Source organism: Mycobacterium montefiorense (assembly GCF_003112775.1).
Classification (GTDB): Bacteria; Actinomycetota; Actinomycetes; order Mycobacteriales; family Mycobacteriaceae; genus Mycobacterium; species Mycobacterium montefiorense.
In genome coordinates, this window is the sequence record NZ_BFCH01000007.1 from 60,357 (window position 1) to 79,436 (window position 19,080).

The window sequence follows — 19,080 nt, forward strand, 5'->3', positions numbered from 1 at the left end:
ACGCGTGGCAGCCTCGAGCGCTTTTGACTTAGCCGCGGTGCAGGCCGACGCGCAGCGCAAGGAGACCCTGACCGATTGGGGCCCCGGCGAATTCGAGGGTCCACTGCAGGTGTTGCTGGACGACTACGCGCGGGCCGACCTGAACGCCATCGGGCTGCACATCCTGAGCTCGGGCATCGTGCACAGCCTGCGCATGCGGCTTCGCACCCAGGAGTGGATCCGCCGCCACCCGGAGATCCTCGAGGAGCGGGTCGCCGCGCCAATCGTCGTCGTCGGGATGATGCGCAGCGGCACCACGCTGCTGCAACGACTGCTGGCCGCCGACCCGCGCTTCATCTGCGCCTACGGGTGGGAGGTCGTCGAGGTCGCGCCCAAGCTCGACTATCGGTTCAGCGATGTCGTCGATCCGCGCATCCCGATCAGCCGAGCGCGCGAAACGAAAACCCGTGAGCTGGCGCCGGATCTGTTCGCCATCCACCCGATGTACGCAGGAGAAGCCGAGGAAGAAATCGTTTTCCTGGCTGACGCGTTTTTGTCCCATGTCCCCGAATCAGGAGCCCACCTTCCGCATTACCGGTCCTGGCTCGACGAGCAGGACTTCTCCCCCGCCTACGAACACCTGCACCGCATGTTGCAATTCGTTCAGTGGCAAAAGCGGCAACGTTGTTCGGGGGGCGGACTCCAAGCACCGCGCTGGGTGCTGAAATCGCCTGCGCACCTGGGCTATCTGGACAAGCTGGCAGCACGGTTTCCCGGCCTGCACGTGGTGCACATGCATCGCGACCCGCGCACCACGATCGCCTCGGGCGCCAGTCTGAACGCCACGCTGCACGCGATGCACGCCGACACCGTCGACGTACACCGGGTCGGCGCGCAGTGGCTGGCGCGGATGGGCTGGACCAACGACCGGGCCATGTCGGCTCGCGACGGGTGGGCCCGCCAAACCGGTGGCGAGGCCACAGTGGTCACCGACATCGGATACGACGAGGCGGTGGCCGATCCGATCGGGCAGGTGGCCCGCGTCTACGACGCCATTGGCCTGCCGCTGATAGATGCCGCCGAGGACGCGATGCGGCGCTGGCTGCACGAGCGTCCCCGCGAGGCGGCCCGCCCGCCCTACGGACTGGACAACTACGGTCTGCTTCCCGAACAGGTCGACGAGCGATTCGCTTTGTACAACAAGCGCTTTGAACAGCACATCGGAGGAACAGCACATGCCTGACGATCCAGTCTCGACCGCATCCCAGCGCGAACAAGAGCTGGCCGCCCTCGACCTGATCGAGCATCCGACCGTCAAAGCCGCCTACCGCAGCGTGGCGCAGACCTGGCTGGGCCGCGCCAAGGCATCCGATGCGATGCGCGAGCGGTTCGACGATTCATTCGCCGAGGTGATGTTCTCCGCGGCGGTGTGGTCGTCCAATCAGGACAAGCTGCGGCCCAAGGTCAGCTGCATCACCCGGCTCGCCCACCCGGTGGAAGGCCGAAACATTCCCGGATCACGTTGGGGCATTGACAATCCCGACAGCGTGTACCGGGTGATCCCGATCTCGGGAGACGAGCGCTACGAGATCCACGGCCGGGTCGGCGAGCACCGCATGACCGAGAACTACTTCACGCTGTGGGATGCGAACATGGGCACCGTCAACGTGCTCAACGGTCGCACCATGGTGGTCGACTCCGACGGCAGCTACACCATCACCGTCGACGCCGAGCCCGCCAACGGGCGACCCAATCACGTGCAGGCTTCTGCGGCGGCCCACGAGTTCTACATCCGTGACGTGCTGCTGGACTGGGGCCGCGACGACCCCAATCATATTGAGGCGCAACGGCTTGGCGGCCATCCCGCAACGCCCGCGCGCACCCTCGACGAGCAGGCCGAGGCCACCGCCGCGATGATGGATTACTTCGCCAACTTCACCGGCAAGCTCAGCCACGGCGTGTACAAGATGCCCGCCAACCAGTTCAACCTGGCGTGGTCGGCCGACAAAGTCGGCGCGATGCGCAACCAGGTCTATGTGATGGGCCGCTTCGAGCTCGAGCCCGACGAAGCGTTCGTGGTCGACCTCAGCGACGGCGGCGCCGAATACTTCACCGTTCCGCTGAGCAATATCTGGGGCACCACACTCGATCTCGTCGACCGCACCGGCAGCCTCAACAAGGCGCAGTCGGTCGCCGGCGAGGACGGCACGTACACCTACGTGATCTCGCCCGTCGATCCCGGCGTGGCGAACTGGATCGACTCCGATGGCCTGCGGGAGGCCATCTTGACCCTGCGCATGGCGGAGTTCGGCGAGACCGGTCCGCGTGCAGACCTTGGCGCGCGCGGCCGGGTGATCAAACTCGACCGGCTCGACGCCGAGGTGCCGCACCTGCCGCGGGTGAGCGCCCAGGAGCGCGCCGCACAACTGGCCGACCGGCGCAAAGCCTATCTGCGCCGGCTACCGGAAGGGACGATCTGTTGATGTCGCGCTGGCTGATCACCGGCTGTTCCACCGGCTTCGGCCGCGAAATCGCCCGCGTCGCCTTAACAGCCGGCCACAGCGTGGTGGTGACCGCGCGGCGGGCCGAAGCGGTGACCGATCTCACCGACGAATTCGGGGAACGAGCCGTGGCCGTGGCCCTCGACGTGACCGATGCCGACCAGATCGCGGCGGCGGTGACGGTGGCTGACCAGGCGTTCGGCGGTATCGACGTCCTGGTCAACAACGCCGGTCACGGTTACCTGTCTTCGGTGGAAGAGGGCGAGGACGCCGAGGTTCGAAAGTTGTTCGACGTCAACTACTTCGGGTCCGTCGACATGATCAAGGCGGTGCTGCCCGCGATGCGGGCGCGCGGATCGGGGCACATCATCAATATCTCCTCGATGACCGGTCTGGTGGCAAACCCGCCCAACGCCTATTACTCGTCGACCAAGTTCGCGCTCGAAGCGGTGACCGAGGCGCTGGCCACCGAGGTGCGACCCCTGGGCATCAAGGTGACCGCCATCGAGCCGGGAGCCTTTCGTACCGATTGGGCAACCCGGTCGATGAAGGAATCGGGCAGCCCGATTGCCGCCTACGCCGACGTGGCAGCACGCAAGGACCTGATCAAGCAATTCGCCGATCACCTGCCGGGCGACCCACGCAAGGTGGCCGAGGCGGTGCTGATGGTGACCACGCTCCACGACCCACCGCTGCGGCTACTGCTGGGCCGCGACGTGCTGAAGGCCATGCGCGACAAGATCACAGCGATGTCGGCCTCGATCGAGGAGTGGAAGGCCGTCACCAAGGACGTGAACTTCCCGGAGTCGTGAGCGCCGGCCTACGGCAGCTGCCAGTCGACCGGGTCGGCTCCCATCCCGGCGAGTAGTTCGTTGGCGCGGCTGAACGGGCGCGAGCCGAAGAATCCCCGCGACGCAGACAGCGGCGAGGGGTGCGGCGACTCGATCGCCACGCAGTTGCCCTCCGCCAGCACCGGTTTGAGCGTCGACGCGTCGCGACCCCACAGGATCGCCACCATCGGCCGCGACCGCCCCACCAGCGCACGGATGGCACACTCGGTGATCGCTTCCCAGCCCTTGCCGCGATGCGACGCCGGGTTGCTCGGACGAACCGTCAGGACCCTGTTCAACAGCAGCACGCCGCGTTGCGCCCAGGGCGTCAGATCGCCGCACGACGGCTGCGGGTGCCCCAGGTCGGCGGAGTATTCGTCGAAGATATTGGACAGACTGCGCGGCAGCGGACGCACCTCGGGAGCCACCGAGAAGCTCAGGCCCACAGCATGCCCCGGTGTCGGGTAGGGGTCTTGCCCGACGATCAGCACCCGCACCTGGTCGAATGGAAAAGTGAAGGCGCGCAACACGTTCTGCCCGGCCGGTAGGTATTTGCGGCCCGCCGCGATCTCGGCTCGCAGAAACTCCCCCATCTGGGTCACCTGTTCGGCCACCGGCTCCAGCGCAGCCGCCCAGCCCTGCTCGACGAGTTCACCCAACGGACGTGCGGTCACCGCGCAACCCTAACCCTCGAACGACTGCCAGCCCGCGTACCCCTGCCAGTCGGCGCCGTCGACGAGCACCCGGGCCGGCCCGTCGAGCACTTGACCTATGACGCGCCACCCGGATGGCACCGGGCCGGTGAAACAGGCCACCAGCGCGTGGTCTTCACCACCGCCCAGCACCCACGACCACGGATCGGCACCGACCGCCGCCGCGGCCGCGCCCAGCGCGTCGCGATCGGGAGCCAGCGCCGCGGTGGACAGGTCGATACCGACACCGGACGCCTCGGCGACGTGCCGCAGGTCGGCGACCAGACCGTCGGAGATGTCGATCATCGCCTGAGCACCCGCCCCCGCGGCCACCGCACCCTGACCGTAGGGCGGCTCGGGCACCAGATGGCGGGCGCGCAGTTCGTCGAACCCGCCAATCCCCTTGTCCCACAGCGAGTATCCGGCAGCAGAGCGGCCCAGTTCGCCGGCGACGGCAAGCACTGCGCCGGCTTTCGCGCCGGAACGCAACACCGGCGCCCTACCGCCCAAGTCGCCCAGCACCGCCACCGACAACACCCATAGCGGGGAGCTGACCAGGTCGCCGCCGACGATGCCGGCGCCGAGTCGCGCTGCCTCATACCACATTCCGTCGACCAAAGCGTCCGCGTCCGCCGTCGGCGTATCGGCCGGTGCGCCGAAGCCGACCACGAATGCGGTGGCCTGTGCGCCCATCGCCTCGATGTCCGCGGCGTTCTGCGCAATCGCCTTGCGGCCGACGTCGCGGGGCGCCGACCAGTCCAACCGGAAATGCCGGCCGGCCACCAGCATGTCGGTCGACACCACGGTGCGGCCGTCGTCGAACGACACCACCGCCGCGTCGTCGCCGGGCCCCAGCAGCACGGCATCGGGCTGCGCGCGCCCGCGGACCAGCCGGTCGATGACGGCGAATTCACCGAGCTGCCCTAAGGTGGGCGACTCCCCGGCTACTTCTTCGCGCATGTCACCTCCTCGGGCGGCTCGGGGACCTAAGGCCCTCGTACCATGGTCCGACCTGCGGTAAGTTTGGTCCCTGCCCGCGCAAGCGGACGGCGCCAGTGTATGAGATGGGAGGTGCCCGGGTGGTCGATGCTGTTGCGTCGATGTCCGGGCGGTGATGGCAAGTTCGGACACAGACGACCCAGGCGGACCGCCACGGGCCCTGCTGATCGCCGCGGTTGCGGTGGCGGTCGTCGCGATCGGAATCGTCCTTGTCATCGCGGCAACCCGTCAAGCACCGCCGCAGCCTGTCGCCCTTCCCTCGGTGCCGGCGCCCCAGGCCGACAGTTCCGCATGCCACGCACTGTCGGCGGCGCTGCCGCAGCGGCTCGGGGACTACCAGCGCGCGGCGCTGGCGCAGCCCGCGCCGCAGGGTGCGACCGCCTGGCGCGCCGGAACCGGCAGCGAGCCGGTGGTATTGCGCTGCGGGCTGGACCGCCCGACCGGCTTCGTGGTGGGATCTGCGATCCAGATCGTCGACCGGGTGCAGTGGTTCGAAGTGGCCGCCGAACAGCAATCCGCCGGTGACGCAGGCAGATCCACCTGGTACACGGTCGATCGGCCGGTGTATCTCGCACTGACCCTGCCGTCGGGATCAGGGCCGACACCGATCCAGCAGCTGTCCGAGGTCATCGATCGCATCATCACCGCGGTGCCGATCGATCCCGCTCGGCCCGGCGAGCGTTAGCGCAGACCCGTACCCCGGGCCAAGGCCGTCTCGACCATGGTCGACAGCAGAGTCTGATAGTCGACGCCGCTGGCCGCCCACATCCTCGGGTACATCGAGATCGTGGTGAACCCCGGCATCGTGTTGACCTCGTTGATCACCGGTCCGTCGTCGGTGAGGAAGAAGTCGACCCGGGCCAGGCCCTGGCAGTCAATGGCTTTGAACGCCCGGATCGCCAATTGGCGCACGACATCGGCGATGTCGTCGTCGACCTTGGCGGGCACATCCAATTCGGCTGCGTCGTCAAGGTATTTGGTCGCGAAGTCATAGAAGCTGTCCTCGCGGCCGCGCACGCCGGCCACCCGGATCTCCCCTACCGTGCTGGCTTCTATTGCGCCGTCTGGCATTTCGAGGACGCCGCATTCCAGCTCGCGACCGTTGATCGCAGCCTCGACGATCACCTTCGGATCGTGCCGGCGAGCTTCGGCCACCGCGGCCGCCAGCTCGTCGGTGCGTGCCACCCGGGTGACACCGATCGACGAACCGCCGCGTGCGGGCTTGACGAACACCGGCAACCCCAGCCGCTCCTGTTCCTGGCGGGGCAGCGTCTGCTGCGATGGGCGCAGCACCGCGTACGCGCCGACCGGAAGACCCTCGGCGACAAGCAGCTTCTTGGTGAATTCCTTGTCCATCCCGACGGCGCTGGACAGCACACCGGCTCCGACGTACGGCACCCCAGCGAGTTCGAGCAGACCCTGGATCGTGCCGTCCTCGCCGTAGGGGCCGTGCAGCACCGGGAACACCACGTCCACCGAGCCGAGAACTTCACCGGCGCCGGGCGGTAGTGATACCAACTGGCCACCGCGCTGCGGATCCGCCGGCAGCGCCAGCTCGGTGCCCGACTCGGTGGTCACCTCGGGCAACTGCCGGTTTGAGATCGCCAGCGCGTCCGGGTCGCCGTCGGTCAGCACCCACGACCCTGCCGGGGTGATCCCGATCGCGACCACATCGAATCGCTGCGGGTCGAGGTTGCGCAGGATGCTGCCCGCGGACACACACGAAATGGCGTGCTCGTTGCTGCGCCCACCGAAGATGACGGCTACCCGCACCCGGCTACCCCGTGACCCGGGTGCCCGGCCCGTCCCGTCGCTGGCGTTCACAACCTGGAGAGGCTACCGCCTGGGCCGCCAACGGGTCGGGTGGCCGGTCCTTGACTGAGTTTTTGCTGGCCACCGCCTCGACGGCGTCACTCCGGCTTGGTGGTGCGGCCCAACAGCAGCGCCATCGCCTCGTCGACCGACAGTCCCTTGTGACAGACCCGGTGCACCGCGTCGGTCAGCGGCATCTCGACGTCGTAGCTGGACGCCAGCGCGAGCACGGATTCGCTGGAGGTCACGCCCTCGACAACGTGCCCTTCCTTTCCTTCCAGCGCTAACTGCATCGTCGCGCCCCGCCCCAGGCGCTCACCCATTGAGCGGTTGCGCGAATGCGGCGACGTGCAGGTGGCCACCAGGTCACCCACACCCGCCAGGCCGGCCAGCGTCGCACCCTTGGCGCCCAGCGCGATGCCCAGCCGCATGATCTCGGCCAGACCGCGGGTGATGATCGCCGCGGCGGTGTTTTCGCCCAGGCCGACGCCGGCCGCCATCCCGCACGCGAGCGCGATGACGTTCTTGCAGGCCCCGCCGATTTCGGTGCCGACCACGTCGCTGTTGGTATACGGGCGGAAGTACCCGGTGTTCAGCATGCGCTGCAAGGCGACCGCCCGGCCGGAGTCACTGCACGCGACGACGGTGGCGGTGGGTTGACATTCGGCGATTTCACTGGCCAGGTTCGGCCCGGAAATCACCGCGACCTGCGACGGGTCGACGCCGGTCACCGAAACGATGACCTGGCTCATCCGCATCAGGGTGCCCAACTCGATACCTTTGGCCAGGCTGACCAGCGTCGCACCGTCGGCGATCAGCGGAGCCCATTGCTCGAGGTTGCTCCGCAGGTTCTGCGCCGGCACGCCCAGCAACACCGTCGTCGCGCCGCGCAGCGCGTCGGCCGCATCGGCGGTGGCCCGGATGCCCGGCGGCAGCGCGGTGCCGGGCAGGTAGGCGGGGTTGTATCGGGTGGCGTTGATCTGCTCGGCGACATCGGATCGCCGGGCCCACAGGGCGATCTCGGCATCCGGCGCGCCGGCTCCTTCGGAGGCCTCGGCCAGCACCTTGGCCAGCGCGGTTCCCCATGCTCCGGCGCCCATTACCGCGACGGCGCCCGATGTGCTCGCCATTTCTCATCCCGATCTGTCATCAACGCGGCATCTGCAGCCGATACACCCTAGAACAGGATGAGCGACCGTCACCATGATGCTCGCGACCGGGGCGAAACGCCGCGCTGGCAGGATTGAGCCATGAGCGGCACACGGCGTGATGGTGCCGGCGATATCGCGTTGATCATCGCCGTCAAGCGGCTGGCCGCCGCCAAGACCAGGCTGGCTCCGGTGTTCTCGGCGCGGACCCGGGAGACCGTGGTGCTGGCGATGTTGGTGGATACCGTGACAGCCGCGGCGGGGGTCGGATCGGTGGGCTCGATCACCGTCATCACACCCGACGAGGCCGCGGCGGCCACGGCAGTGGGGCTCGGAGCACAGGTGCTCGCCGACCCGACACCCGAAGACCATGAAGATCCCCTGAATCACGCCATCGCCGCCGCCGAAAGCTCAGTCGCCCAATCCTTCTCCAATGTTATTGCTCTGCAAGGTGATTTGCCTGCCTTGCAGACACAAGAGCTGGCCGACGCGATCGCGGCCGCACGCCAGCATCGACGCTCCTTCGTTGCCGACCGGCTGGCAACCGGGACCGCGGCACTATGCGCATTCGGTGCCACATTGGATCCACACTTTGGTTCGGATTCGGCCGCGCGGCACCGTCGTTCGGGCGCGATCGAGCTGACGGGCGCGTGGCCCGGCTTGCGCTGCGATGTCGACACTCCCGCTGACCTGGTGGCCGCCCGCCGTCTCGGTGTCGGACCGGCAACCGCCCGCGCGATCGCTCAGCACTGAGAAAAGGCGCCTGGCAAACCTGTCTGGCGGATGAACGACTCGCCAACGACATGTGGATCTCTACCGAGCGCTAGCAGCACCAGCGGGTGATGAGCAATGATTCCATCGTGACCGATATCGAAGCGCAAGCACGTCTCGACGAAACCGCGTGGCAATCCGCAGAGAGCTCCGTGGGAGCACCGCCGGCCACCACCCCCGCCGCGATCGACGATGCGCTGCCCGAGGACCGGTACCTCAACCGGGAACTGAGCTGGCTGGACTTCAACGCCCGTGTGCTGGCCTTGGCCGCCGACACCTCTTTGCCGTTGCTGGAGCGAGCCAAGTTCCTGGCGATCTTCGCGTCCAACCTCGACGAGTTCTACATGGTCCGGGTGGCCGGCCTCAAGCGCCGCGACGAGATGGGACTGTCTGTCCGCTCGGCCGACGGCCTGACACCGCGTGAGCAACTGGCCCGCATCGGCGAGCAGACACAGCGGATCGCCACCCGGCACGCCCGGGAGTTCCTCGACTCGGTGCGACCGGCGCTCGCGCAAGAAGGCATCTATATCGTCGCGTGGGCCGATCTGGATCAGTCCGAGCGCGACCAACTGCAGACCTATTTCAACGAGCAGGTCTTCCCGGTCCTGACCCCGCTCGCCGTCGACCCGGCGCACCCGTTCCCGTTCGTGAGCGGCCTGAGCCTGAACCTGGCTGTCACGGTCAAGGATGACGGCGGTCAGCACTTCGCCCGAGTCAAGGTGCCCGACAACGTCAATCGCTTCGTCGAGCTGCAAGGCCGCGGCGACGGGGACGAGGGCCAAGCCGTCGTCCGCTACCTGCCAACCGAAGAGCTGATCGCGGCGTTCCTTCCGATGCTGTTCCCGGGCATGGAGATCGTCGAGCACCACGCGTTCCGCATTACCCGCAACGCCGACTACGAGGTCGAAGAGGACCGCGACGAGGACCTGCTGCAGGCACTGGAGCGGGAATTGGCGCGCCGGCGGTTCGGTTCGCCGGTGCGGCTCGAGGTCGCCGACGACATGACCGAGAGCATGTTGGAGCTGCTGCTGCGCGAACTCGACGTGAATCCCGGTGACGTCATTGAAGTCCCCGGACTTCTCGACCTCTCCAGGCTGTGGCAGATCTACGGAGTGGATCGGCCCGCACTGAAAGACCGCACCTGGATTCCGGCCACCAGTCCCGCCTTCGCCGACCGGGAGACACCCAAGAGCATCTTCGCGACGCTGCGCGAAGGCGATGTGCTGCTTCACCATCCGTACGAGTCGTTCTCCACGAGCGTGCAACGATTCATCGAGCAGGCCGCCGCCGACCCCAACGTGCTGGCGATCAAGCAGACGCTCTACCGCACCTCCGGTGACTCGCCGATCGTTCGGGCACTGATCCAAGCCGCCGAGGCCGGAAAACAAGTCGTGGCAATGGTGGAGATCAAGGCTCGCTTCGACGAGCAGGCCAACATCCGCTGGGCGCGCACCCTTGAGCAATCGGGCGTGCACGTAGTCTACGGGTACGTCGGACTCAAGACGCACTGCAAGACCTGCCTGGTGGTGCGCCGCGAAGGCTCAACCATCCGGCGCTACTGCCACATCGGGACCGGCAATTACAACGGGAAGACCGCGCGACTGTACGAGGATGTCGGTCTGCTCACGGCCTCCCCGGAGATCGGGGCCGACCTGACGGACTTATTCAATTCGCTGACCGGCTACTCGCGCAAGGTCTCCTACCGCAACCTGCTGGTTGCTCCACACAGCATTCGCACCGGCATCGTCGAGCGCGTCGAGCGCGAGATTGCCGCCCACCGCGAACGTGGCGGCGGCCGGATCCGGATGAAGATGAACGCTCTGGTCGACGAGCAGGTGATCGACGCGCTGTATCGCGCGTCGCGGGCCGGCGTGCGGGTCGAGGTGGTGGTGCGGGGTATCTGCGCGCTGCGCCCGGGCACCGAAGGTTTCTCGGAGAACATTTCGGTCCGTTCCATCCTCGGCCGGTTCCTGGAGCACTCGCGGATCATGCATTTCAATTGCATCAACGAGTTCTGGATCGGCAGCGCCGACATGATGCACCGCAACCTCGACCGGCGGGTCGAGGCGCTGGTTCAGGTCAAGGATTCGAAGCTGACCGCATATCTGAACGACTTGTTCGAGTCCGCGCTGGATCCGTCCACCCGGTGCTGGGAGCTCGAGTCGGACGGGCAGTGGATCGCGTCGCCGCGCGAAGGTCATTCTGTGCGCGACCACCAGGAGTCATTGATGGAGCGGCACCGCAGCGCCTGACGCGGTGTGGTAGTTTTCCAGGCCACCCCAGGCCGGCGTGGCGCTGGCCGAATTGACCTGCAGGAGTGAGGTGTCGGACCAGAACTCGTCAGGCGGTCGGCGCTCCGGGAAGCGCATCGTCTACGCCGCAGGCGCGGTGCTGTGGCGGCAAGCCTGCGCCGATTCGGCCAACCCCGAGCTCGAGATCGCCGTCATCCATCGCCCCCGCTACGACGACTGGTCACTGCCCAAAGGCAAAGTGGACCCCGGCGAAACAGCACCGGTGGCCGCCGTGCGCGAAGTGCTCGAGGAGACCGGACAACACTGTGTGCTCGGCAGGCGCCTGAACAAGGTGAGCTATCCGATCGATCAGGGCGTCAAAAAGGTGTACTACTGGGCGGCCCGCAGCACCGGTGGCGAATTCGAACCGGGCAAAGAGGTCGACGAGTTGATCTGGTTGCCCGTCGCCGACGCGATGAAGAAACTCGACTACGCCCAAGACCGAAACGTGTTGCAGCGCTTCACTAAACAACCAGCAGATACCCGAACGGTATTGGTGGTCCGGCACGGCACCGCCGGCCGGAAGTCACGCTTTGTGGGAGACGACACCAAGCGGCCATTGGACAAACGAGGGCGCGCACAGGCCGAGGCGTTGGTCGCACAGCTGATGGCGTTCGGTGCCACCGACGTGTTCGCCGCCGATCGGGTGCGTTGCCACCAGACGGTCGAACCGCTCGCCGAGGAGCTGGGTGTGCCGATCGAGAACGAGCCCACCCTCACCGAGGAGTCATACGCCAAGAGCCCCAAACGCGGCCGACACCGGATGCTGCGCATCGCCGAACACAAGGGCACACCGGTGATCTGCTCGCAGGGCAAGGTGATTCCGGATCTGATCGAATGGTGGTGCCAGCGCGACGGGGTGGACCCCGACAAATCCCGCAACCACAAAGGCAGCACCTGGGTGCTGTCGCTGTCCGACGGCCGACTGGTGGGAGCCGATCACATCGGCGGCGCGCTGGCCGCCAACGTCCGAGCCTGACACACGAAATACCCTCCGGGGGCAGACTTGCCGCCCGAAGGGTATTCGCGTCTGAACTCGGTTACTGCCTTACTTGCGGCCGCGCTTGACTGCGGCCTTCTTGGCCGGAGCCTTCTTCACAGCCTTCTTGGCAGGAGCCTTGGTTGCGGCCTTGCGCACTGGCGCCTTCTTAGCGGGCGCCTTCTTGGCCGGAGCCCTCTTCACAACTTTTTTGGCAGGAGCCTTGGTTGCGGCCTTGCGCACTGGCGCCTTCTTAGCGGGCGCCTTCTTCACTGCGGCCTTCTTGGCCGGAGCCTTCTTGGCGGGCGCCTTCTTGGCGGGCGCCTTCTTGGCGGCAGCCTTTTTGGCGGGCGCCTTCTTCGCAACCTTCTTGGCTGCGCCTGCTACAACTCCACGTTTCACGGCCGGTCCTTCCGACGGGAGGCGCTGTGCGCCAGCGACAACCGCTTTGAATTGAGCACCCGGACGAAACGCGGGGACGGACGTCGGCTTTACCTTCACCGTCTCACCGGTACGCGGGTTACGGGCCACACGCGCTGCGCGGCGCCGTTGTTCGAACACACCGAACCCAGTGATGGTTACGCTGTCGCCCTTGTGCACCGCACGCACAATGGTGTCGACAACATTCTCGACGGCGGCGGTCGCCTGCCGACGGTCCGAGCCCAATTTCTGTGTGAGCACATCTATGAGCTCTGCTTTGTTCATCCAAACCCTCCGAAGCCAGTGGTTCCTTTTTTGGGAACCGACTAGCGAACACGGTAAACCCTTACCTAGCAAATTTCCAAGCGCCACGCGCAATTTCACGGCCAAGCGACAAGAATTTCCGCAATCTGCTTGCCGCCCTTGGCTAGTGACGCAGGCGAAAAATAAGCCTTGCTATCTAAGAGGATCCGGGCAAAATGTCATCCCGATCGACCGATCAAGGGGCGGGCAGAGTGCGCGGTTTCCAGTCCGGACGAGCCGTCTCGAAAGATTCAATCTCGTCGAGTTTCCGCAGCGTAAGGGCTATATCGTCAAGACCTTCGAGCAGTCGCCATGCGGTGTGGTCGTCAATCGTGAACGGCAGCACCGTCGTTCCCGCGGTGATATTTCGATCTTGAAGATTGGCAGTGATTTCCAGTCCCGGACTCTGCTCGATGAGCTTCCAAAGCAGTTCCACTCCGTCCTGGCCGACTTCGGCGGCCAGCAGCCCCGCCTTGCCCGCGTTGCCCCGAAAAATGTCACCGAATCGAGACGAGATGACGACCCGGAACCCGTAGTCCATCAGTGACCACACCGCATGCTCACGCGACGAACCGATCCCGAAGTCGGGTCCGGCGACCAAGACCGAGCCTCGGTCAAATGGACTGAGATTGAGCACGAATGACGGATCTGAGCGCCACGTCGCGAACAAGCCGTCCTCGAACCCAGTTCGGGTGACGCGCTTCAAATACACCGCAGGAATGATCTGATCGGTATCGACATTGGAGCGCCGCAGCGGCACGCCAATCCCGGTGTGAGTGTGAAAGGCTTCCATCTTCGTCCTCGATTTCGTTTTCAGTTCAAGTCGGCCGGAGCGGACAATGTGCCGCGGACCGCGGTTGCCGCGGCGACGGCCGGTGATACCAAATGTGTACGGCCGCCTTTGCCCTGCCGCCCTTCGAAGTTGCGGTTGGACGTCGCGGCACAGCGCTCACCTGGCGCAAGCTGATCGGGGTTCATGCCCAGGCACATCGAGCAGCCGGCCTGCCGCCATTCGGCACCGGCGGCGGTGAATACCTCACCGAGGCCTTCGGCTTCGGCCTGCGCACGCACCCGCATCGAGCCCGGAACGACCAGCATTCGCACACCTTGAGCTACCTTGCGACGGCGCAAGATGTCGGCCACCACCCGCAGATCCTCGATACGACCGTTGGTACAAGACCCGACGAACACCGCGTCGACGGCGATCTCGCGCATCGGCATACCCGGCCGAAGGTCCATATAGGCCAAGGCTTTCTCCGCGGCCTGCCGTTCGCCGTCGTCGGTCATCAGATCGGGATCGGGCACCGTCGCACCCAATGCCACTCCCTGGCCGGGATTGGTCCCCCAGGTGACGAACGGGGTCAACGCCTGGGCATCGAGATAGACATCGGTGTCGAAAACTGCGCCGTCGTCAGTGCGTAGCTGTTGCCAATACTGCAGCGCGGCATCCCACTGCGCGCCGGTCGGCGCGTGCGAACGGCCACGCAGGAATTCATAGGTGGTCTCGTCTGGGGCCACCATTCCGGCCCGGGCACCGGCCTCGATACTCATGTTGCAGACCGTCATCCGGCCTTCCATCGACAGCGATTCGATCGCGCTGCCCCGATATTCGATGACGTGGCCCTGTCCGCCACCCGTGCCGATCTTTGCGATCAGCGCGAGGATTATGTCCTTGGCCGAGACTCCGGGCGCCAATTGGCCGTCGACATTGACCGCCATTGTCTTGAAGGGCCGCAACGGCAATGTCTGGGTGGCCAACACATGCTCGACCTCCGAGGTTCCGATTCCTATTGCCAGCGCACCGAATGCCCCGTGGGTGGAGGTGTGACTGTCCCCACAAACGATTGTCATTCCCGGTTGGGTCAGCCCCAATTGCGGTCCGACGACATGCACGATGCCCTGTTCGATATCGCCCATCGGATGTAGCCGGACACCGAATTCGGCGCAGTTATGCCGCAATGTCTCGACCTGAGTGCGCGATACCGGGTCAGCGATCGGCTTGTCGATGTCGACGGTGGGCACGTTGTGGTCCTCGGTGGCCAGCGTCAGATCGGTCCGGCGCACCGGGCGGCCGGCCAGCCGCAAACCGTCGAACGCCTGCGGGCTGGTGACCTCGTGCACCAAATGCAGGTCGATGTAAATCAAGTCGGGCGCGCCGGCCCCCTCGCCCGACGAGCCGGACACCACAACGTGGTCGTCCCAGACCTTTTCGGCCAGGGTGCGCGGCTTTGCACCAGGTGTTTCGGATGCCATCGTGAAACTCGCCTCGATTCGCCTCATTCGCGGCTCGCTGATCAATCTGGGCTGTGATCTCAGAATGCGAGACGCTAGTATCTCTCTATGAGACAGCATAGCGGCATCGGCGTCCTGGATAAAGCCGTGGATGTGCTGCACACGATCGCGGAATCCTCCTGCGGGTTGGCCGAACTGTGCGAACGGACCGGCTTGCCGCGGGCCACCACGTACCGGCTGGCGGCCGCGCTTGAAGTACATCGCCTGCTCGCGCGCGACGACGAAGGACGTTGGCAGCTGGGGCCCGCGATGACCGAACTCGCCGCGCACGTCAACGACCCATTGCTGGCGGCCGGAGCAGCCGTGCTCCCCCAGTTGCGCGAGACCACCGGCGAAAGCGTGCAGCTGTACCGCCGCGAGGGCACGTCGCGGGTGTGTGTGGCCGCCCTGGAACCGTCTGCGGGCCTTCGCGATACGGTCCCGATCGGCGCACGGTTGCCGATGACGGCGGGCTCGGGGGCCAAAGTTCTGCTCGCCCACAGCGATGCCGCCACGCAAAACGCCGTGCTCCCGACCGCGAAGTTCACCGACCGGACGCTGGCCGAAGTACGCCGGCGCGGTTGGGCGCAAAGCGTTGCCGAGCGCGAGCCGGGGGTGGCGAGTGTGTCCGCGCCGGTGCGCGACGGCCGTGGTGTGGTCGTTGCCGCCATCTCTGTGTCGGGACCCATTGACCGGATCGGTCGGCGTCCGGGATCGCGCTGGGCCGCCGACCTCTTGTCGGCGGCCGACGCAATGGCTCGGCGTCTGTAATTCGAGTCGAGTGTGCGTCCGGGGCGGCGAGATCCCGGATCTCTCGCCGTCGGCGCAAACTCAACGCCACCAGTGCACACTCGCCGCAGACCGCCTGACAAACTGACGCGATGGGAACCAATCAGCGCGCGAGCATCGTCATGTCCGACGATGAGATCGCCGATTTCGTCGTCAAGAGCCGCACCGGAACAATGGCCACCATTGGGCGCGACGGCCAGCCGCACCTGACCGCCATGTGGTACGCCGTCGTCGATGGCGAAATCTGGATAGAGACCAAAGCCAAGTCTCAGAAAGCCGTCAATCTGACCCGCGATCCGCGAGTGACTTTTTTGATCGAGGACGGCGACACCTACGACACGCTGCGTGGGGTGTCCTTTGAGGGCGTTGCCGAGATCGTCGACGACCCCGAGGTCTCGCACCGCGTCGGGGTCAGCGTGTGGGAGCGCTACACCGGTCCCTACACCGACGACATGTTGCCCTTCGTCGAGCAGATGATGAATAAGAGGGTGTGCGTGCGCATCGTCGCCCGGCGCTCGCGCTCGTGGGATCACCGCAAACTTGGGATGCCGCCGATGCCGGTGGGTGGATCCACCGCACCGGCCGTGCAGGGGACCGGCCAGTAAATATTTGTAGCCCCGATGGGATTCGAACCCACGCTACCGCCGTGAGAGGGCGGCGTCCTAGGCCGCTAGACGACGGGGCCAGAACCGATCCGAGCTGCCAGCATAGCTCACCCGACGGGGGCCGCCTAATCGCTTGCAGCTTGACGGATTTTGCTGGGGTACCAGGACTCGAACCTAGAATGGCTGAACCAGAATCAGCTGTGTTGCCAGTTACACCATACCCCATTGGCTGCCTAAAACCGCTGCTCAGAGCGGGTTTCGCTGGCTGTTACCAACCTCGAAGACCGCCGCTGCCAGCCGTCGTCGGCCTTTGCAAACCGCTGTGCAGATTACCAAAGATTTAGACCGCCCCGTCGCGCGCAGCCCGCAACCGCCCCACGCTGCGGTCGCGGCCGAGCAGCTCGAGAGACTCGAACAGCGGCGGGCTGATTGTCGTCCCGGTTGCGGCCACCCGGATCGGGCCAAAGGCTTTGCGTGGTTTAAGCGCCAGACCGTCGATCAGTGCGGCTTTGAGCGCCTCCTCGATCTGGGCCACGGTCCAGTCCGTCACGCCGTCCAGCGCCGTCAGGGCGGCGTCCAGCACCCCCGCCCCGTCGGGACCGAGTTCCTTGGCGGCGGCCTTGGGATCGATCACGTACTCGTCGTCGTTGAGGAACTTCAGCAGCTCCCAGGCATCGCCGAGCACCACGATGCGGGTCTGCACCAGCTCGGCGGCGATGGCGAAAGCCGCGTCCTGAACCCCCAAGCGATAACCGTGCACGTTGAAGTAGTCGCGCAGCCGATCGGTGAAATCGTGCACGTCGAGCATCCGGATGTGTTCGGCGTTGAGAGCGTCGGCCTTCTTCTGATCGAATCGGGCCGGGTTGGAGTTGACGTCGACCACGTCGAACGCGGCCACCATTTCGTCGAGACTGAATAGATCGTGATCGTCGGCGATCGCCCAGCCCAGCAACGCAAGGTAATTCAGCAGCCCCTCGGGGATGAAGCCCCGGTCGCGGTGGGCGAACAAATTGGACTGCGGGTCTCGCTTGGACAGCTTTTTGGTGCCCTCCCCCAATACCGTTGGCAGGTGAGCGAATTCCGGAATACGCTCGGCCACCTCGATCCGGATCAACGCCTGGTACAACGCCAGCTGACGTGGCGTCGAGGGCAGCAGGTCCTCGCCGCGCAGCACGTGGGTGATCTTCATCAGCGCGTCGTCGCACGGGTTGACCAAGGTATACAAGGGATCTCCGCTGGCGCGGGTCAGCGCGAAATCGGGCACCGAGCCCGCCGCGAAGGTAGTCCTCCCGCGCACCAGGTCGTCCCACGCGAGGTCTTCGTCGGGCATCCGCAACCGCACCACCGGCTTACGGCCCTGCGCCAGGAACACCGCGCGCTGCTCCTCGGTCAGCTCGCGGTCGAAGTTGTCGTAGCCCAATTTGGGATTGCGGCCGGCGGCGACGTGGCGGGCCTCGACCTCCTCCGGCGTCGAAAACGCATGGTAGGCCTCACCCGCGGCGAGTAGCTTGTCGACCACCTCGCGGTAGATGTCGCCGCGCTCCGATTGCCGGTACGGGCCATAGGGTCCCCCGACTTCGGGCCCCTCGTCCCAATCCAGCCCGAGCCAGCGCAACGCGTCGAGTAGGGCCAGATAGCTTTCCTCGCTGTCGCGCTCGGCGTCGGTGTCCTCGATGCGAAAGACGAAGGTGCCCCCGGTGTGCCGGGCGTAGGCCCAGTTGAACAGCGCGGTGCGGACCATCCCGACGTGCGGGGTGCCGGTCGGCGAAGGGCAGAACCGGACCCGAACATCCCCGGGGGCGGTCACGACTTCCCTTTGCGGACCACGGGATTGGAGAGAGTGCCGATGCCCTCGATCGAGATGGAGACGACATCGCCGTCCTCGATGGGGCCGACGCCCGCCGGGGTCCCGGTCAGAATCAGATCGCCCGGCAGCAGGGTCATCACCGCCGAGATCCATTCCACGATGGCGGCTACGTCGTGGATCATCAGCGAGGTGCGGCTGTCTTGTTTGACTTGACCGTTGACCTCGGTGCGCAACGCGATGTCGGCCGGGTCGGTATCGGTGACGACCCACGGTCCGACCGGGCAGAAGGTGTCGTGCCCCTTGGCGCGAGTCCACTGGCCGTCGGCCTTTTGTTGATCGCGCGCCGACACGTCGTTGGCGATGGTGTAGCCCAGGATGTTATCGGCGGCCTGGGCGGCGGAGACGTCCTTGCAGGGGCGGCCGATCACCGCCGCCAGCTCACCCTCGAAATGCACGGGTGATGCGTTGGCGGGCAACCGAATCGGCACGTTCGGGCCGATGATGGCGGTGTTGGGTTTGAGGAAGATGATGGGATCCGCTGCGACCGGCCCTGTTCCGAAGCTTGCCATCTCGGCGATGTGGTCGCTGTAGTTCTTGCCGATGCAGACCACCTTGCCGGCCAGCATCGGGGCCAACAGCCGGACGTCGGCGACCGGCCACGAGCGACCGGTGAAGGTCGGCGTGCCGAACGGGTGCTCGGCGATCTCACGGGCAGTCATCGCGCTGGGATCCTCCAGCGGACCCTCGATGCTGACGAACGAGACACCATCCGGACTGGCGATTCGACCTAGGCGCATTTCGTCGAGCCTAGTGAAGGTCGCGAGCCCGGCGGCAGCCGGGCGCTGGCTGCCTGTCCAGCGAGCTACCGACAATTCGCGCAGGC

18 protein-coding genes and 2 tRNA genes are annotated in these 19,080 nt (G+C 66.0%); 9 read left to right on the plus strand and 11 right to left on the minus strand.

Annotated elements, in window-relative coordinates; all coding sequences use genetic code 11:
• Positions 1-4: 4 nt before the first annotated feature.
• Genes DB708_RS03900 through DB708_RS03910 form a run of 3 tightly spaced genes read left to right on the plus strand, consistent with a single transcriptional unit; the run spans position 5 to position 3,292 of the window.
• Positions 5-1,222 (plus strand): sulfotransferase family protein, encoded by a 1,218-nt coding sequence (locus tag DB708_RS03900; RefSeq protein WP_108920653.1) that lies wholly within the window; start codon positions 5-7, stop codon positions 1,220-1,222.
• Complete coding sequence (locus DB708_RS03905) at positions 1,215-2,462, plus strand: hypothetical protein (RefSeq protein WP_108920654.1); 1,248 nt, start codon at positions 1,215-1,217, stop codon at positions 2,460-2,462. The genes DB708_RS03900 and DB708_RS03905 overlap by 8 nt, the downstream gene beginning before the upstream one ends.
• Positions 2,462-3,292: an oxidoreductase gene (locus DB708_RS03910; protein WP_108920655.1), complete on the plus strand. Its 831-nt coding sequence runs from the start codon at positions 2,462-2,464 to the stop codon at positions 3,290-3,292. Before DB708_RS03905 ends, DB708_RS03910 begins: the two co-directional genes overlap by 1 nt.
• Positions 3,293-3,300: 8 nt before the next feature.
• On the opposite strand, the gene DB708_RS03915 is transcribed toward DB708_RS03910, so the two are convergent.
• Positions 3,301-3,984 carry a uracil-DNA glycosylase gene (locus tag DB708_RS03915; protein ID WP_108920656.1) on the minus strand — a complete coding sequence of 228 codons (684 nt, stop codon included), beginning with the start codon at positions 3,982-3,984 and terminating at the stop codon, positions 3,301-3,303.
• A 9-nt stretch (positions 3,985-3,993) separates the two neighbouring features.
• Positions 3,994-4,962, minus strand: a complete 969-nt coding sequence (locus DB708_RS03920) for a thiamine-phosphate kinase (protein ID WP_108920657.1) — start codon at positions 4,960-4,962, stop codon at positions 3,994-3,996.
• A gap of 154 nt (positions 4,963-5,116) precedes the next feature.
• On the opposite strand from DB708_RS03920, the gene DB708_RS03925 reads away from it, so the two are divergent.
• Positions 5,117-5,686 (plus strand): DUF3515 domain-containing protein, encoded by a 570-nt coding sequence (locus DB708_RS03925; protein WP_108920658.1) that lies wholly within the window; start codon positions 5,117-5,119, stop codon positions 5,684-5,686.
• On the opposite strand, the gene DB708_RS03930 is transcribed toward DB708_RS03925, so the two are convergent.
• Complete coding sequence (locus tag DB708_RS03930) at positions 5,683-6,825, minus strand: D-alanine--D-alanine ligase family protein (protein WP_108920659.1); 1,143 nt, start codon at positions 6,823-6,825, stop codon at positions 5,683-5,685. The two genes, DB708_RS03925 and DB708_RS03930, sit on opposite strands and share 4 nt — an antisense overlap.
• Positions 6,826-6,911: 86 nt before the next feature.
• Positions 6,912-7,943, minus strand: coding sequence for an NAD(P)H-dependent glycerol-3-phosphate dehydrogenase (locus DB708_RS03935; RefSeq protein ID WP_108920660.1), 1,032 nt, complete (start codon positions 7,941-7,943; stop codon positions 6,912-6,914).
• Positions 7,944-8,063: 120 nt separating this feature from the next.
• On the opposite strand from DB708_RS03935, the gene cofC reads away from it, so the two are divergent.
• The 3 genes from cofC to mutT1 all read left to right on the plus strand — a co-directional run bounded on the left by cofC (position 8,064) and on the right by mutT1 (position 12,002).
• Positions 8,064-8,714 (plus strand): 2-phospho-L-lactate guanylyltransferase, encoded by a 651-nt coding sequence (gene cofC / locus DB708_RS03940; RefSeq protein WP_108920661.1) that lies wholly within the window; start codon positions 8,064-8,066, stop codon positions 8,712-8,714.
• A gap of 86 nt (positions 8,715-8,800) precedes the next feature.
• Positions 8,801-10,984, plus strand: a complete 2,184-nt coding sequence (locus DB708_RS03945; protein WP_108920662.1) for an RNA degradosome polyphosphate kinase — start codon at positions 8,801-8,803, stop codon at positions 10,982-10,984.
• A 70-nt stretch (positions 10,985-11,054) separates the two neighbouring features.
• On the plus strand, positions 11,055-12,002 hold the full coding sequence (mutT1, locus tag DB708_RS03950; protein WP_108920663.1) for an 8-oxo-(d)GTP phosphatase MutT1: 948 nt from the start codon (positions 11,055-11,057) through the stop codon (positions 12,000-12,002).
• Between the two features lie 69 nt (positions 12,003-12,071).
• Here mutT1 and DB708_RS03955 read toward each other — a convergent pair whose 3' ends face one another.
• The 3 genes from DB708_RS03955 to leuC all read right to left on the minus strand — a co-directional run bounded on the left by DB708_RS03955 (position 12,072) and on the right by leuC (position 14,978).
• Positions 12,072-12,707, minus strand: coding sequence for an HU family DNA-binding protein (locus DB708_RS03955; RefSeq protein ID WP_108920664.1), 636 nt, complete (start codon positions 12,705-12,707; stop codon positions 12,072-12,074).
• Positions 12,708-12,921: 214 nt separating this feature from the next.
• The gene (gene leuD, locus DB708_RS03960; protein ID WP_108920665.1) at positions 12,922-13,518 is read right to left on the minus strand and encodes a 3-isopropylmalate dehydratase small subunit; all 597 of its coding nucleotides are present in this window, start codon (positions 13,516-13,518) and stop codon (positions 12,922-12,924) included.
• A gap of 20 nt (positions 13,519-13,538) precedes the next feature.
• Positions 13,539-14,978 carry a 3-isopropylmalate dehydratase large subunit gene (gene leuC / locus DB708_RS03965; protein WP_108920974.1) on the minus strand — a complete coding sequence of 480 codons (1,440 nt, stop codon included), beginning with the start codon at positions 14,976-14,978 and terminating at the stop codon, positions 13,539-13,541.
• Between the two features lie 87 nt (positions 14,979-15,065).
• Here leuC and DB708_RS03970 point away from each other — a divergent pair, with 87 nt between their 5' ends.
• Positions 15,066-15,767, plus strand: coding sequence for an IclR family transcriptional regulator (locus tag DB708_RS03970; RefSeq protein ID WP_108920666.1), 702 nt, complete (start codon positions 15,066-15,068; stop codon positions 15,765-15,767).
• A 110-nt stretch (positions 15,768-15,877) separates the two neighbouring features.
• A complete protein-coding gene (locus DB708_RS03975) occupies positions 15,878-16,390 on the plus strand; it encodes a pyridoxamine 5'-phosphate oxidase family protein (RefSeq protein WP_108920667.1) in 513 nt (170 codons plus the stop codon).
• 7 nt (positions 16,391-16,397) lie between these two features.
• On the opposite strand, the gene DB708_RS03980 is transcribed toward DB708_RS03975, so the two are convergent.
• The 4 genes from DB708_RS03980 to DB708_RS03995 form a co-directional block, all read right to left on the minus strand.
• Positions 16,398-16,470 (minus strand) — tRNA-Glu (locus DB708_RS03980).
• A gap of 73 nt (positions 16,471-16,543) precedes the next feature.
• Positions 16,544-16,615 (minus strand) — tRNA-Gln (locus tag DB708_RS03985).
• 115 nt (positions 16,616-16,730) lie between these two features.
• Positions 16,731-18,197 (minus strand): glutamate--tRNA ligase, encoded by a 1,467-nt coding sequence (gene gltX, locus DB708_RS03990; RefSeq protein WP_108920668.1) that lies wholly within the window; start codon positions 18,195-18,197, stop codon positions 16,731-16,733.
• The gene (locus tag DB708_RS03995; RefSeq protein ID WP_108920669.1) at positions 18,194-18,994 is read right to left on the minus strand and encodes a fumarylacetoacetate hydrolase family protein; all 801 of its coding nucleotides are present in this window, start codon (positions 18,992-18,994) and stop codon (positions 18,194-18,196) included. The genes gltX and DB708_RS03995 overlap by 4 nt, the downstream gene beginning before the upstream one ends.
• Positions 18,995-19,080 lie beyond the last annotated feature (86 nt).